The sequence below is a fragment of the Photorhabdus akhurstii genome (genome assembly GCF_019090985.1).
GTDB classification, from domain to species: Bacteria; Pseudomonadota; Gammaproteobacteria; order Enterobacterales; family Enterobacteriaceae; genus Photorhabdus; species Photorhabdus akhurstii.
The window spans coordinates 133,551-148,417 of record NZ_CP020335.1; the positions used below are offsets into that span (position 1 = coordinate 133,551).

Genomic DNA, 14,867 nt, shown 5'->3' on the forward strand with positions numbered 1-14,867 from the left:
TGTGCGTGAAAATTTGAAAGATTTTCTCGTAGAGAAAGAAATTCGTAAAGCTGCTAAATTAATAGACCCTGAGTTGATAGAGAAGCGGCCTGCGCAAGCAAGAAAAATGATGCGACAAATCTTGAGTACGAGAATACAGGATGAGGTTGCTAATCTTTTGATTGAAAACGGTATTGATGAAAAAGGCTCTGAGCTTTATCATGTTTTTAATCGCTATATTTCTAATCTAAAGACAACAGATGTTAATGATGGTATTGTCGTTCGTTTTATTAATAGCAAATTATCCAGGATATATGGGGTGGTTAAGGATCGGGATAATAAAACATTGCTAAAATCAATAGAGGCATTAGCGGGAATACTTGAAGAAGTTAAGAGGATGATACGATGATCGACTCATTAAAAGTAAACGAGATTATAGAAAGAATGGTAGCCTTTTGCTTAGTGAAAGGTGTTCAGCCTGATGAGCTCATAACTGCTATTTTTGAGAGTGAATACGATAGCATTGAAACAATTAAGAAATCTAATGATATTCATATGATTATCACCTATAAAGAAAATGTAGATAACGAGGTGAATATTATTAGAATGAAATATATATATAAAGAAAATAAACAGTTACAGAGAATAGAACAAAAGATAAATTCGGGAGCTTATAAAGTCCAGTGGGATAGAACGGAGAAATTAGAATCTATTATTAATGAGCTTTTAGAAGCTATCGGGGCAGACAAAAAAATATTATCAGATATTAAAGAAAAAATTCCGGCAGAGTTTCAGAGTATTGTTTACCCTAAGCTAAAACTTGTTTGCTAAGGTGTGCACTGATTAAGGAGGGAACACCTCCTTTTTTATCGATAGGACTGTCCGTGTATATTTTAGGGTATTAGAAATTCATTCATTTTAATAAATCATCTAAAGAAGAGGAAATGAGGATATATTCATAACAATTTGATTTATTGGAAATTTTTTAAGTCTTATCATGGAATTTATATTCATGAAAAAAATTGTTTTCATGGTTAATCATTTGATAGCAGCGATACACCATACCAGCAAAATAAACGAGAATTAACAATAACATCAATACCCTGCACTTGATTCTTGTCGCCATAAATGTGCGGCTAATAGGGCTTTCCAGGGAGTGAAGTCTGCCAACCATTTTTCTGCCTGTTCTGCGGAAACTTTTTCATTTTGATTAAACAGTCTTTGCATATTACGTCTTACTGCGACATCGCCATGTAATGAACCATTTAAGTAGTTAAATCCCCGTAACAGGGAATAATTAATTGTCCACATACCAATGCCTTTTATAGCGAGTAGATTATCTGTTAATTGCTGAATATCTTGCTCATCATTAGAGATTGCCAATGTTAATTCACCAGATTCAATTAATTGGCTTAAGCGGAGTAATGCTTTGGCTTTACTGACAGAAAATCCGCATTGGCGTAATTCATCTTCTGAATGGTTGAGTATTTGTCTGGCGGTTGGAAAGCACCATAGCCCGGAGGAATGCTGAACTCCCATTGCCTGAATAAATCTCCTGCGAATAGAGATGGCTGCACTGACGCTGATCTGCTGACCGATAACCGCCCAACTTAATGCTTCAAACGGTGTGGCCGATTGATAAATTCTTAGACCTGATTGTCTGGCAATAAGTGAACCGATAATCGGGTGTCCTTTATATAAACATTCAAATAGATGAACCGGCTGTAGAAGCCCTAGCATATGAGATGCTAAAGCAGATAAGCGCTCATCAGGGCCTGTTGTATCACCATCAACTTTAAGTTGTATATGTGCGGTTTTTGCATTAATAGCTATGGTTAATTCCGCAGGTTTGTCATCCCACATCGTCCCTTTTCGAACTTTATTCTGTTCCACAATTTCGGCGATATTTTGTTTATCCCTTTGATGAAAAGCGAAAAAATCGTGGATATGATAATTATCGGGTAATGCGATTTTGGTGGATAAAGTGGTTTTCATTTCTTCTCTCCCAAGGTATGGGTATTTTAGTGATCATAGTTAGCATTCTGGATAAAAAACTCTGAAATCTGTTTTCAAATTTTTAAAATTTTTCTGACAGGGATAATATCGTCAATCTGTGGTCTTTGTATATGTTAGTTAAAGGAGAGGTTAATGAAAGCATATCGTTTTAATTTACGACAGAAAATTCTGACATCTGTTCTGCTTTTTTCATGTTGTATAGATTTCGCTTACTCAAATACAAATACGCATAAACAGTTTTTCCGTCATGATGGTAGTGAAATAACTTACTATCTTAAGCAAAGAGGAGGTAATAATCTATTAGTGCTGATACAGGGTTCTGATTGTAATAGTATCGCCAATAATAAGTTTGTGAATGACACGTTTAGTGATATTTATCCCGATAGTGATGTTCTGACTGTGGAAAAATATGGCATTAATGCATCACTCCCTTGGTCTAATGCTGTTGAACGCTCAGATTGTCCTAAGGCTTATATGAGTTCGGATACACCAGAGCAGCGAGTTAAGGATTATATTCAGATCATTGGTTATCTAAAACATCAGAATAAATATAAGAAGATCATTGTCTTGGGTGGAAGTGAAGGGGCAGTGGTTGCCAATTTAATTACGTCACAAGTCAATTATATTGATAGAACTGTGTCACTGAATGGTGGAGGTCGGCATTTCGCTGATGATGTTATTCATAGTATAAGGAGTGAGGTGTCACCAGAATATCTCAATGAGGCAATTAAAGGGTTTAGGGATTTTCAGCAAGAAATAGCTACCGGGAAGAATATGAGTCATATAGAAATGAGTAATCACGGTGCTAATTGGTGGAGGGTTTCTCTTGGTATTGATCAATATAAAGTGTTAAATCAGACTAAGAGTCCTATCTTGATTATTCAAACGCTAAATGATAATTCAGTCAGCTCTAGTTCAGCGATAAAAATGAAAGAACAATTAAAGAAAGATAATATTACCTTTTATCAATACCCAGGTTTAAATCATGGATTCAGGAATAGTGAAGGTGTTTTGCAGATTACTCCTATTGTTGAAGATATAAAGAATTGGTTATCTAGGGATTATGGAGAAAAGTCTGTTATCTAAAATGGTATTAATTCGTTGGTTTTTATATATTGGGAAGTGATATTAAATTTGGAAATAAAACGTGGTATAGTCAAAATTGACACCACGTTTTTTCTAGGATTATTTTCGCATAGTAACTGTTGTTAATTTCATATCTCATTTGGCAATAAAAATATATGTAAATAAAGAATTGGTGATTAATGGTTTATAATAAATTTAATAATAATATAATTTCCTGAGATTTATTTTATATTCTTGTTATTATAATGGAAAGATGGGGTGAAATTATAATGTTTACTATAAATCATCACTTGATTAATATACCGCTTGTTATTTCCAAAAAATATAGTACTAAAACGTTATGAATTATTCTTCGTTTCTTGGGTAATTTTCTCGGTTTTACCTTTTGTAGTATAGAAGGGAAGTAGCTGTTTATTTCCCATTATCATTTATCGCTGTCATTATATTAGATTGGAAAAATTACTGAAATATCCTGTTCATTACAGGATGTAATATCTTTTCTATTTTTTACTGGGTAATAAAATATTGATTTTAAATTAATTAAATTTATTTTTTTATTTTATTGACAATACATTAATGGCATCTATAGTTATATGTATTAGATAAAGCGTCAATATGGCATCAAAAATGCTGTATATGTTATCTAAATGCTGGATAAATTCCTGATAAACACCTTATTTTCTAGTGAAAATGGTTACAATTTCATATAGGCAAGATGAATGGCTTATTGTACATATTCTTGAGTGATATAAGTTATTTATCAATTGGTTAGATTAAAATTTGGAGTTTATGTTATGATAATTAAGAAAGATATTTTGTTAAATGAAGAGCTGATTGTCGATGATGAGCTTAGAGTGGGTAAAGTAGAGAAAGTCAATATTGATATTCTGTCACCCAGCTCAGTTATTGTTAGTCTGAATATTTTAGGCGTAGTTGATGATTTTCATCTATTACTAGTTGATGATAAAGATAAAGAGAAGATTGTGCTGCTCTATCTTTCTCTTTTACGTGTTCTTCATGAAAAATTAGATGTGAAAGTGAAGGTCGCAAAAAGTAAACTTACTAATATAAAATATATAGTAGGTGTTGAAATTTAAGAATTATTTGTTAAATTTCTAAATGAGTGTTTGAAAAAATATTCTGTAGAATAACCGGATTTAGTTTGAGTGATATAATCAGTTGCCAAATACAGCATGATTGCTAATTGAAATTAAATGTAGTGTTTCTTTATAGCATGGGACTGGTTTTATTAAAAACATAAATGTGTTTTCTACCAAATGCACCTAAAATTAGGAAGAACGTAAATATTTACGTTCTTCCTGTTACTATTTAAATAAATTATTTTGAAATTAAAGAGTCTATATCTTATAAATAAATGTGGTTTATTTTAGGTAATGTTTTAACGGTAATAATTATATAGCAAACAATCACATTAACTCTATTTTACAATCCTTAAATTTAATTCCTTTACAAATTTAAATGTCCATATATTATTGCTCGCAGACAAATTTATATTCTTATTTTAGAGTTATAAAATTACAGTGAAACTATAAAGTTGTTTTTTATATTATTACCTTGGTTGAACGTTTTATAACGGAAAAATAAATTTTTTAACAGTTTTTTACTGTTTTAAATAGCCAATATTATGATTTGTTGTTGGATTTTTTAAGCGAGAAGATATGTAAATTCACAATATTATGTATGATGATATATTGAAATTGAATTTTTTCTAAGAGGTTTATATTGATGGAAATAGGGTCGCGATTAATACAATTGTTATAGTTTTAAAGCGACATAATATTAAAATATCAGGAGACGACATGCTTGATTCAAATGTAACAGATTGTAATAGTAAGAATACTTCCCCAGTTTGTTCTTTTAATGAATGGGACCCACTTGAGGAGGTTATTGTCGGTGTAGTTGATGGCGCCAGATTTCCCGGCTGGCATATGGCGATAGAGCCGATATTGCCACCGAATCAAATTACTAATTTTTATCGGTATGCAGGTCGGGCATTTCCGCAAGAACAAATTGATGCAGCATCTAGAGAGTTAGAAGAATTTGTCCATATTCTTGAAGGTGAAGGTGTGACAGTACGTCGTCCAGATCCGCAAGACCAATCTCAGGTATTTGGCGCGCCAGGCTGGAGTAGTACAGGGTTTTATTGTGCAATGCCTCGCGATGTGCTGTTAGTTATTGGAAATGATATTATTGAATGCCCGCTAGCATGGCGTTCCCGTTATTTTGAGACGGCGGCATATAAGACTTTACTTAAAGATTACTTTAAGAAAGGTGCGAAATGGAGCGCCGGGCCAAAACCACAGCTGATCGAGGAACAATATAATTTCGAATGGCATCAGCCTAATAGCGAGGAGCGTGTTCCCCTTGCGATAACTGAATTTGAACCGACTTTTGATGCTGCGGATTTTATCCGATGTGGGCGAGATATCATTGCTCAAAAGAGCCATGTCACAAATGAATTTGGTATTGAATGGCTTCGTCGTCATATAGGTGATGAATATCGTATTCATGTTTTTGAATTTAACGATGATAGCCCTATGCACATTGATGCTACCTTTGTTCCTATGGCGCCAGGAAAACTGTTGATTAACCCCAAAAAGGTGTTAAAAATTCCTGAATTGTTTAGGAACTGGGACGTATTACATGCACCTGACCCAGTTATTCCTGATGATCATCCTCTATATACCACCAGTAAATGGATCAACATGAATATTCTGATGTTGGATGAGCAGCGAGTGATTGTTGAAAAACAGGATGAGCCAATGATTGCTGCCATGAAACGTTGGGGCTTTACGCCTATTCCATGTAATTTCAGGAATTTTAATACCTTCGGTGGTTCTTTCCATTGTGCAACCGTGGATGTAAGACGGCGCGGAACTTTACAATCTTATCTTGACTAGGAGTAAAGATGGCTATCTGAAGATATTCCCTTTGGGATGCAGTAATGTTTGCATTAAGTATCTTGCATATGATAGCCACTGTTACACTGGTTGTGTATTGGAATGATTTCACTATTGTAAAAGTGATTGTGATATTGAAAGTTTCCCCAATATTTGGCCATAGCTAAATATGCCTCTACATTTATATACGACTGATGTAAATGTTAGAGATAAATACCCGCATGCACACAGTTAAGATTAATCGCAGTGTGTGCATGCGTTTTGCTTGTATTTCTCCCCCCTCCTTCCTATCCTTTCTATAATTATGAATAGTAACAGGTTATTTAATTCTGGATTTAAGTATGAGTTCTGAAATAATTGCTGGTAGTGAATCGCTGCCAGCATGAATTCATCTATTCTGATGAGTGACCGTAGTCACTTTCTGTTTCTCTTTATATATTAAATGATAATAGTTATTACTTGGATGTTGGTTATTTACGTCTTACAGTACTGCCCATATATATTGCTATCAGACTGCATATATATGTCTTGTTTTATAATTTTATATAAGGAAATTCATGATGAAATCAACGATATCTAAAGATAATATTCAGTTGTTTATCAATAAAATAGATGAATTGGTTAATGTTGAAAATGAAAAAAAAGGTGGGGCTCTCGCAGTCGCTATTATCCACGATGATAAGATAATTTATCAGCGTCATATCGGGCAAGCTAGCATTGAACATGCTGTTGCTATACAGACTAATACTAAATTCTATTTAGCGAGTGCTTCAAAACAATTCACGGCTTTTTGCATCGCCTTGCTAGAAAAAGAAGGAAAGCTTTGCGTCAAGGATAAAGTCAGACAATATTTGGATTATTTACCCGCACATTTCTCTGATATTACCATTGAGCATCTTATTCATCACAGCAGCGGATTACGGGATGTATTTTTACTTTATAGTCTGGCAGGTAAAAACTCAAGTTTTGACTACTGCCATGCAGATTTAGTGAAAAAACTGATCCAACGACAACAGACACTTAACGCCCCCATTGGGGAATATAATATTTATAGCAACACGGGCTATTATTTACTAGGGGAAATCGTCAGCGTAGTTTCAGGAAAGTCGTTAAAAGAATATGCAGAAGAAAATGTTTTCGCTCCATTAGAGATGAAAGATACTATTATCTGTGATGATATAACCGAGATTATCTCTAATCGGGCGATGGGTTACACTTATAATGAAAATTCGCAACAGTGGATAAGAAGTGATATTAACAATTCTGTGATGGGTAGTGCAGCGGTTCACTCCACAGTGAATGATTTATGTCGTTGGGCTAAAGCGTTTTATTCGCCATCGATTGTTCAGGAGCTACTGCCTCAATTATCCCGTACACCAGATTTAACTAATGGCAATCGTAACAATTATGGTTACGGTTTGATTATCGACCAACGTGCAGGGCAAACGATAATACAACATAGTGGCACCTATGCTGGTTTCAGAGCTAGTATTTGTATTTTACCAAACGCTAAATTAGGTATCGCGATGACTGATGCACGCGATGTTGATGTTGGTAAATGGACGGATCAGTATATTGATATATTGCTTAATACTGATGTTGAGCCAGAAAAACCACATTGCCTAACCAGTGATATTGATATCACCGGTATTTTCCGAGGGTTAGAGCCTTATCCTTATATTATTACCAAAGAAGATGTTTATTTATTAGGTAATTTATTTACAAAAGGTAACCCGATTATTTTTAACTCTGACGGTACATTCCAAGAACAAGGAAGTAGAATCCAGTTCAGGCCCGTCGTTGAAAATGACAGTGTTATCGCACTGGAACATATTGATGAAGTTGGTAACATTTTTTATTTGAAGAAGATGAACAATGAAAGTAGCGTCGATATTAAACTATTGTCAGGGCGCTATTATAGCCATGAAACAGAGGCGATAATTAATATTATATCGTCTGGTGATGACATTTATATTGATGGGATTATCCATCCTGTAAAAAAAGAGGCTTTGCGACATATTTATGGGAATAGTTATTTCTCACCCAGTGCTGAGTTTGTTGTTGATTTTAAATTTGATCCTGATACCAATAAACCTCGTCTCTATGTCGGTAATGCGCGTTGCTTGAATGTAGAATTCGTTGCAGTTTAATTGTCAGATTAGTAAATATAAATTTAGAACAGCATTTCATTAGCAGGATAGAACTAATGTTATTGAGGGCCTAAAGATATTTTCTATTAGATGCACTTTGTTCCAGACAGAACTATTATATTTATGTTCTGTCTGTTTTTTATAAATAAGGTCTTATAATAGTGCTACACTCATTTTTTGTCTTCCTGGCTTTGGCTGTGATGAAAACGATGCCAAAAAGGCATTAACATAATTAAGCAACTGCCACATAAAATTGACAACAATGATTTCGCGTTATTGTCTCATGGAGCGATTGCCATAACCGTTCTATTTTATTTAGCCACGGTGAATAGACGGGTGAAAACAGCAGGGTAATTTTGGGGTGTCGTGCCGGCCAGTCCTATTAGTCCGCGCCGATTTTCGGGTTTGAATCAATATCTACCTCATCTTTATAGAGAACGGGATGTTTTTCTGAAATATTCGCTTTGGTTTCCGTGATCTTTGCCATTTTCTCATCATATTCAGGATCGGGTTGTTTTATTGTTGTGCCGCTCTGCGCCAGACAATACCCATCTGAGCAAAGCAGAGAGAGGGGAGATCCCAGACAGCAGGTCGGCTAGCCGGTAAACTTTTGAGCCCTTCGAGTCCATATAATGTAAACCACTCAACCCAACGATTGATGGAAGAACGTGCGGCATGAAGAGTTTTGGCGATATAAGTTACCGTCAATCCCTCATTGAGCATCAATAATGTCGTCAATCGACGGGAATAGTTCTTATCACGGGTTTTATGGATAAGTTTTCTCATTTTCTGGCATTCATTTTAAGGTATGGGTACTATGATAGGCATCACTCAGTCCGTGTTGAGGTTTGAGATTTTTCGCAATTAATCAGATCGCAAAAATCAGACTGAGTTCCCTTCCAACGATCTACTATTTTGAAAGTTTATTTATTAGGAGATTGATGATGAAACTGACAATATCCGCAGATAATATTAAACTCTTTATCAAGAAAATAGACGAATTAGTTAATATTGAGAATAAAAAAAAGGGGGGTGCTCTCGCCGTTGCGGTTATCCACGGCAATAAAATCATTTATCAGCGTCATATCGGAAAAGCTAGCATTGAACATGCTGTGGTTGTAAAACCTAAAACTAAATTCTATTTAGCGAGTGTTTCAAAACAATTCACGGCTTTCTGTATAGCTTTGCTGGAGAAAGAAGGAAAGATTAACGTCAAGGATAAAGTCAGACAATATTTGGATTATTTACCCGCGCATTTCTCTGATATTACTATTGAACACCTTATTCACCACACCAGCGGGTTACGGGATATATTTTTACTTTATGGTCTGGCAGGTAAAAACTCAGATTTTGACTACTGCCATGCTGACTTAGAGAGAAAGCTGATTCAACGACAACAGGCACTTAACGTCCCGTCTGGGGAATATTATCTTTATAGCAACACGGGCTATTATTTGCTGGGGGAAATCGTCAGCGTGGTTTCAGGCCAGTCGTTGAAAAAATATGTAGAAGAAAATGTTTTCGCCCCATTAAAGATGAAAAATACCTTTATCTGCGATGATGTAACCGAGATTATCTCTGACAGGGCGATGGGTTACGCTTATAATAAGGATTCAAAACGGTGGATAAGAAGCGATATCAACAATTCCGTGGTGGGTAGTGCAGGGGTTCACTCCACCGTGAATGATTTGTGTCGTTGGATGAGAGCATTTTATTCACCATCGATTGTTCAAGATCTGTTGCCTCAATTATCCCGTACACCAGATTTAACTAATGGTAATCGTAACAATTATGCTTATGGTTTGATTATTAACCGACGTGCAGGGCAAACGATAATACAACACGGTGGTACTTATGCTGGCTTCAGAGCGAGTATTTGTATTTTACCGGATGCTAAATTAGGTATCGTGATTACCGCTGCAATAGGTGTTGATGTTGCTAAATGGATAGATCGGTATATTAATATATTGCTTAACTCCTATGTTGAGCCAGAAAAGCCGCATTACCTAACCAGTGATATTGATATCACCGGTATTTTCCGGGGAATAGAGTCTTATCCTTATATTATTACCAAGGAAGACTGCTATTTATTAGGTAATGTATTTGAGAAAGGCAATCCGATTATCTTTAACGCTGATGGTACATTCCAAGAGCAAGGAGGTAAAGCTCGGTTCAGGCCTATCATTGAAAATGACAATGTTATCGCACTGAAACAGATTGATGAAAATGGTAATATCTTTTATTTTAAAAGAGTGAACGATGAAGGTAGTATCGATATTAAGCTATTGTCAGGGCGCTATTATAGTCACGAAACAGAGGCGATAATTAATGTTATAACATCTGGTAAAGATATTTATATTGATGGGATTATCCATCCTATAAAAGAAGAGGCTTTGCGGCATATTTATGGGAATAGTTATTTGTCCACAGAAACTAAGCTTATTGTTGATTTTAAGTTTTATCCTGATGAAAATAAATATTGCCTCTATGTCAGTAATTCGCGTTGCTTGAATTTGGAATTCATTGCAGTTTAATGGACAGGTTAGTAAATACAAATTTAGAACAGTATTTCGCTAGCAAGATAGGATTGATGCTATTGTGAGAGTCTGGAGATATTTTCTATTAGATACACTTCATTCTAGGCAGAACGGTTATATTTATGTTCTGCCTGTTTTTGTAAATATTAGATCCAAAATGATTTCTGAAAGAAAATAATGTTTATAAAATTTAGATAATTTTAATTTTCGTCCGCAGTTACTTTATATTGTTATTCACACATTAAATGATAGTCATTATTACTTGGATATTTCTTGTTTACGTCTTACAGTACTGCCCATATATGTACTGATATCAAGTTGTATATATATGTTCTGTTTTGTAACCTTAAATAGGGAAATTAATGATGGAATCGATGATATCTAAAGATAATATTCAGTTGTTTATCAATAAAATAGATGAGCTGGTTAATATTGAAAATGAAAAAAAAGGTGGAGCTCTCGCAGTCGCTATTATCCACGATGATAAGATAATTTATCAGCGTCATATCGGGCAAGCTAGCATTGAACATGCTGTTGCTATACAGCCTAATACTAAATTCTATTTGGCGAGTACTTCAAAACAATTCACGGCTTTTTGCATAGCTTTGCTGGAGAAAGAAGGAAAACTCAACGTTAAGGATAAAATCAGACAGTATTTGGATTATTTACCCGAACATTTCGCTGATATTACTATTGAGCATCTTATTCATCACACCAGCGGATTACGGGATGTATTTTTACTTTATAGTTTGGTAGGTAAAAACTCAAGTTTTGACTACTGCAATGCTGATTTGATGGAAAAACTGGTCCAACGACAACAGACATTTAACGCCCCTGCTGGGGAATATTATATTTATAGCAATACGGGCTATTATTTATTGGGGGAAATTATCAATGTGGTTTCAGGTAAGTCGTTAAGAGAATATGCAGAAGAAAATATTTTCGTTCCATTAAAGATGAAAGATACCATTATCTGTGATGATATAACCGAGATTATCTCTAATCGGGCGATGGGTTACACTTATAATGAGAATTCGCAACAGTGGATAAGAAGCGATATCAACAATTCTGTGATGGGTAGTGCAGCGGTTCACTCCACTGTGAATGATTTATGTCGTTGGGCTAGAGCGTTTTATTCGCCATCGATTGTTCAGGATCTACTGCCTCAATTATCCCGTACACCAGATTTAACCAATGGCAATCGTAACAATTATGCTTACGGTTTGATTATCGAACAACGTGAAGGGCAAAGGATAATACAACATAATGGTACCTTTGCTGGCTTCCGAGCGAATATTTGTATTTTACCGGATGCTAAATTAGGTATGGCGATGACTTCTGCAACTGATGCTGATGTTGATCAATGGACGGATAAGTATATGGATATCTTGTTTAACACCCATATTGAACCGGAAAAACCATATTGCCTAACCAGTGATATTGATATCACCGGTATTTTCCGAGGGATAGAGCCTTATCCTTATATTATTACCAAAGAAGATGTTTATTTTTTAGGTGATTTATTCGAAAAAGGTAACCCGATTATTTTTAACTCTGACGGTACGTTCCAGGAGCAAGGAAGTAAAATTCAGTTCAGACCCGTCATCGAAAATGACAGTGTTATCGCACTGGAGCATATTGATGAAAATAGTAATGTTTTTTATTTGAAAAAGATGAACAATGAAAGTAGTGTCGATATTAAGTTATTATCAGGGCGCTATTATAGTCACGAAACAGAGGCAATAATTAATATTATATCATCTGGGGATGATCTTTATATTGATGGGATTATCCATCCTGTAAAAAAAGAGGCTTTGCGACATATTTATGGCAATAGTTATTTCTCATCCAGTACTGAATCTGTTATTGATTTTGAATTTGATCCTGAAACAAATAAATATCGTATTTATATTGGTAATTCACGTTGTTTGAATCTGGAATTTGTTGCAGTTTAATTGGCTAGTTAATATACCCTATGGATTTCAAGATGGATCGCGACGTCAAGGGAACGAATCCCCGGGAGCATAGATAACTATGTTACCGGGGTGAGTGAGTGCAGCCAACAAAGAGGCAACTTGAAAGATGACGGGTATAAATTTAGAATAGAGTTTCACTAGCAGGATAGCATTAATACTGTTGAGAGATTAAAGATATTTTCTATTAGATGCACTTTGTTCCAGACAGAACTATTATATTTATGTTCTGTCTGTTTTCTGTAAATATCAGCTTCGGTAGTTACTTTATATTGTCCTTCATATATTAAATGATAATCATTATCGCTTGGATGTTTCCTGTTTACATTTTACAGTACTGCCCGCATATGTATTGCTATTAGATTGAATATATATGTTCTGTTTTATACCCTTAAATGAAATGAGGAAATTAATAATGGAGTTCACTATATCTATAGATAAGATTAAGTTGTTTCTCAAGAAAATAGACGAATTAGTTAATGTTGAAAATAAAAAAAGAGGTGGCGCTCTTGCCATTGCTGTTACCCACGGTAATAAAACCATTTATCAGCGTCATATCGGGCAAGCTAGCATTGAACATGCTGTAGCGATAAAACCTAATACTAAATTCTATTTAGCAAGTGTTTCAAAACAATTCACCGCTTTTTGCATAGCTTTATTGGAGAAAGAAGGAAAGCTCAGCGTCAAGGATAAAGTCGGACAATATTTGGATTATTTCCCCGCAGAATTCTCTGACATTACCATTGAACATCTTATTCACCATACCAGTGGGTTACGGGATGAATTTTTACTTTATCACCTGGCAGGTAAAAATTCAGACTTTGATCACCGCCATATTAATTTGGTGAGAAAACTGGTCCAACGGCAACAGGCACTTAATTTCATGTCTGGGGAGTATTATCTCTATAGCAACACGGGCTATAGTTTACTGGCGGAAATAGTCAGAGTAATTTCAGGTAAATCGTTGAGGAAATATGCGGAAGAAAATATTTTCGTCCCATTAAAGATGAAAGATACCTTTTTCTATGATGACATAACCGAGATTATTTCTGATCGAGCTATGGGTTGTGTTTATAACGAGAAGCTGCACCAGTGGGTAAGAGATGATATCAACAATTCTGCTGTGGGTGGCGGCGGGGTTCACTCCACCGTGAATGACTTGTGTCGTTGGATTAGAGCATTTTATTCACCATCGATTGTTCAGGATCTGTTGCCTCAATTATCCCGTACACCAGATTTAACCAATGGTAATCGCAATAATTATGCTTACGGTCTGATTATCAGTCAACGCGAAGGACAAAAGATAATACAACATGGTGGTGCTTATGCTGGCTTCAGGTCTCACATTTATATTTTACCGGATGCTAAATTAGGTATCGCAATTACCGCTGCAACAGGTGTTAATGTTTCTGCATGGGTGGAGCAGAATATTGATATATTGTTTAACACCCATATTGAACTGGAAAAACCGCATTGCTTAACCAGTGATATCGATATCACCGGTATTTTCCGAGGGGAAGAACCTTATCCTTATATTATTACCAAGGAGGATTGCTATTTATTGGGTAATGTATTCGAAAAAGGCAATCCGATTACTTTTAACTCTGACGGTACATTCCAAGAGGAAGGGGGTAAAATCCGATTCAGACCTATCATTAAAAATGACCGTGTTATTGCATTGGAACAGATTAATGAAAATGGCAATGTTTTTTATCTTGAAAAGAGGGTTGATGAAGGTGGTGTCGATATTCAGCAATTATCAGGACGTTATTATAACGGTGAAACAGAAGCAACGATGATTGTTTCCGCTTCTGGCAATGGGATTTATATTGATGGAGTTGTCTATCCTGGTAAAAAGGAAGTCTTACGTCGGATTTACGGGAATAGTTATTTTTCTCCCAGCACTGAACTGATTATTGATTTTGAATTAGATCCTAATACCAATAAACCTCATCTCTATGTCAGCAATTCACGTTGTTGGAAGATAGAATTTATCACAGTTTAATTTATAAAGTGATAAATTAGAATGAAGAACGACATGGTTATAGCAGAATGGAATTAATGCTATTGAGGGACTAAAGATATTTTCTATTAGATGCATTTTACTCCAGGCAGAACTATTATATTTATGTTCTGTCTGTTTTTTTAAACATCATCTCCGGTAGTCACTTTATATTGCCCACCATATATTAAATGATAATCATT

10 protein-coding genes and 1 pseudogene are annotated in these 14,867 nt (G+C 35.2%); 9 read left to right on the forward strand and 2 right to left on the reverse strand.

What is annotated here, in order from left to right:
- Positions 1-13: 13 nt before the first annotated feature.
- Together B0X70_RS24920 and B0X70_RS00640 are read left to right on the forward strand one after the other, a co-directional pair.
- Positions 14-388 (forward strand): hypothetical protein, encoded by a 375-nt coding sequence (locus B0X70_RS24920; RefSeq protein ID WP_246593397.1) that lies wholly within the window; start codon positions 14-16, stop codon positions 386-388.
- Entirely contained in the window at positions 385-810 is a 426-nt protein-coding gene (locus B0X70_RS00640; RefSeq protein WP_040149968.1) for a hypothetical protein, read from the forward strand. The genes B0X70_RS24920 and B0X70_RS00640 overlap by 4 nt, the downstream gene beginning before the upstream one ends.
- A gap of 264 nt (positions 811-1,074) precedes the next feature.
- Here the strand turns inward: B0X70_RS00640 and B0X70_RS00645 are convergent, their stop codons facing one another.
- A complete protein-coding gene (locus B0X70_RS00645) occupies positions 1,075-1,974 on the reverse strand; it encodes a DNA-3-methyladenine glycosylase family protein (RefSeq protein ID WP_040149971.1) in 900 nt (299 codons plus the stop codon).
- Positions 1,975-2,127: 153 nt separating this feature from the next.
- On the opposite strand from B0X70_RS00645, the gene B0X70_RS00650 reads away from it, so the two are divergent.
- From B0X70_RS00650 to B0X70_RS00665, 4 genes are all read left to right on the forward strand, one after another.
- A complete protein-coding gene (locus B0X70_RS00650) occupies positions 2,128-3,081 on the forward strand; it encodes a dienelactone hydrolase family protein (protein WP_036812680.1) in 954 nt (317 codons plus the stop codon).
- A 794-nt stretch (positions 3,082-3,875) separates the two neighbouring features.
- Positions 3,876-4,178, forward strand: coding sequence for a hypothetical protein (locus tag B0X70_RS00655; RefSeq protein WP_036812683.1), 303 nt, complete (start codon positions 3,876-3,878; stop codon positions 4,176-4,178).
- Between the two features lie 723 nt (positions 4,179-4,901).
- Positions 4,902-6,002 carry an amidinotransferase gene (locus B0X70_RS00660; RefSeq protein WP_036778981.1) on the forward strand — a complete coding sequence of 367 codons (1,101 nt, stop codon included), beginning with the start codon at positions 4,902-4,904 and terminating at the stop codon, positions 6,000-6,002.
- A 557-nt stretch (positions 6,003-6,559) separates the two neighbouring features.
- Positions 6,560-8,152 (forward strand): serine hydrolase domain-containing protein, encoded by a 1,593-nt coding sequence (locus B0X70_RS00665; RefSeq protein ID WP_217470646.1) that lies wholly within the window; start codon positions 6,560-6,562, stop codon positions 8,150-8,152.
- A 153-nt stretch (positions 8,153-8,305) separates the two neighbouring features.
- Here B0X70_RS00665 and B0X70_RS00670 read toward each other — a convergent pair.
- Positions 8,306-8,938: pseudogene (locus tag B0X70_RS00670) on the reverse strand (transposase).
- 155 nt (positions 8,939-9,093) lie between these two features.
- Between B0X70_RS00670 and B0X70_RS00675 the strand changes: the two are divergent.
- From B0X70_RS00675 to B0X70_RS00685, 3 genes are all read left to right on the forward strand, one after another.
- Positions 9,094-10,686 (forward strand): serine hydrolase domain-containing protein, encoded by a 1,593-nt coding sequence (locus B0X70_RS00675; RefSeq protein ID WP_217470647.1) that lies wholly within the window; start codon positions 9,094-9,096, stop codon positions 10,684-10,686.
- Positions 10,687-11,051: 365 nt separating this feature from the next.
- On the forward strand, positions 11,052-12,644 hold the full coding sequence (locus B0X70_RS00680) for a serine hydrolase domain-containing protein (protein WP_217470648.1): 1,593 nt from the start codon (positions 11,052-11,054) through the stop codon (positions 12,642-12,644).
- Between the two features lie 433 nt (positions 12,645-13,077).
- Positions 13,078-14,667: a serine hydrolase domain-containing protein gene (locus B0X70_RS00685; protein ID WP_217470649.1), complete on the forward strand. Its 1,590-nt coding sequence runs from the start codon at positions 13,078-13,080 to the stop codon at positions 14,665-14,667.
- Positions 14,668-14,867 lie beyond the last annotated feature (200 nt).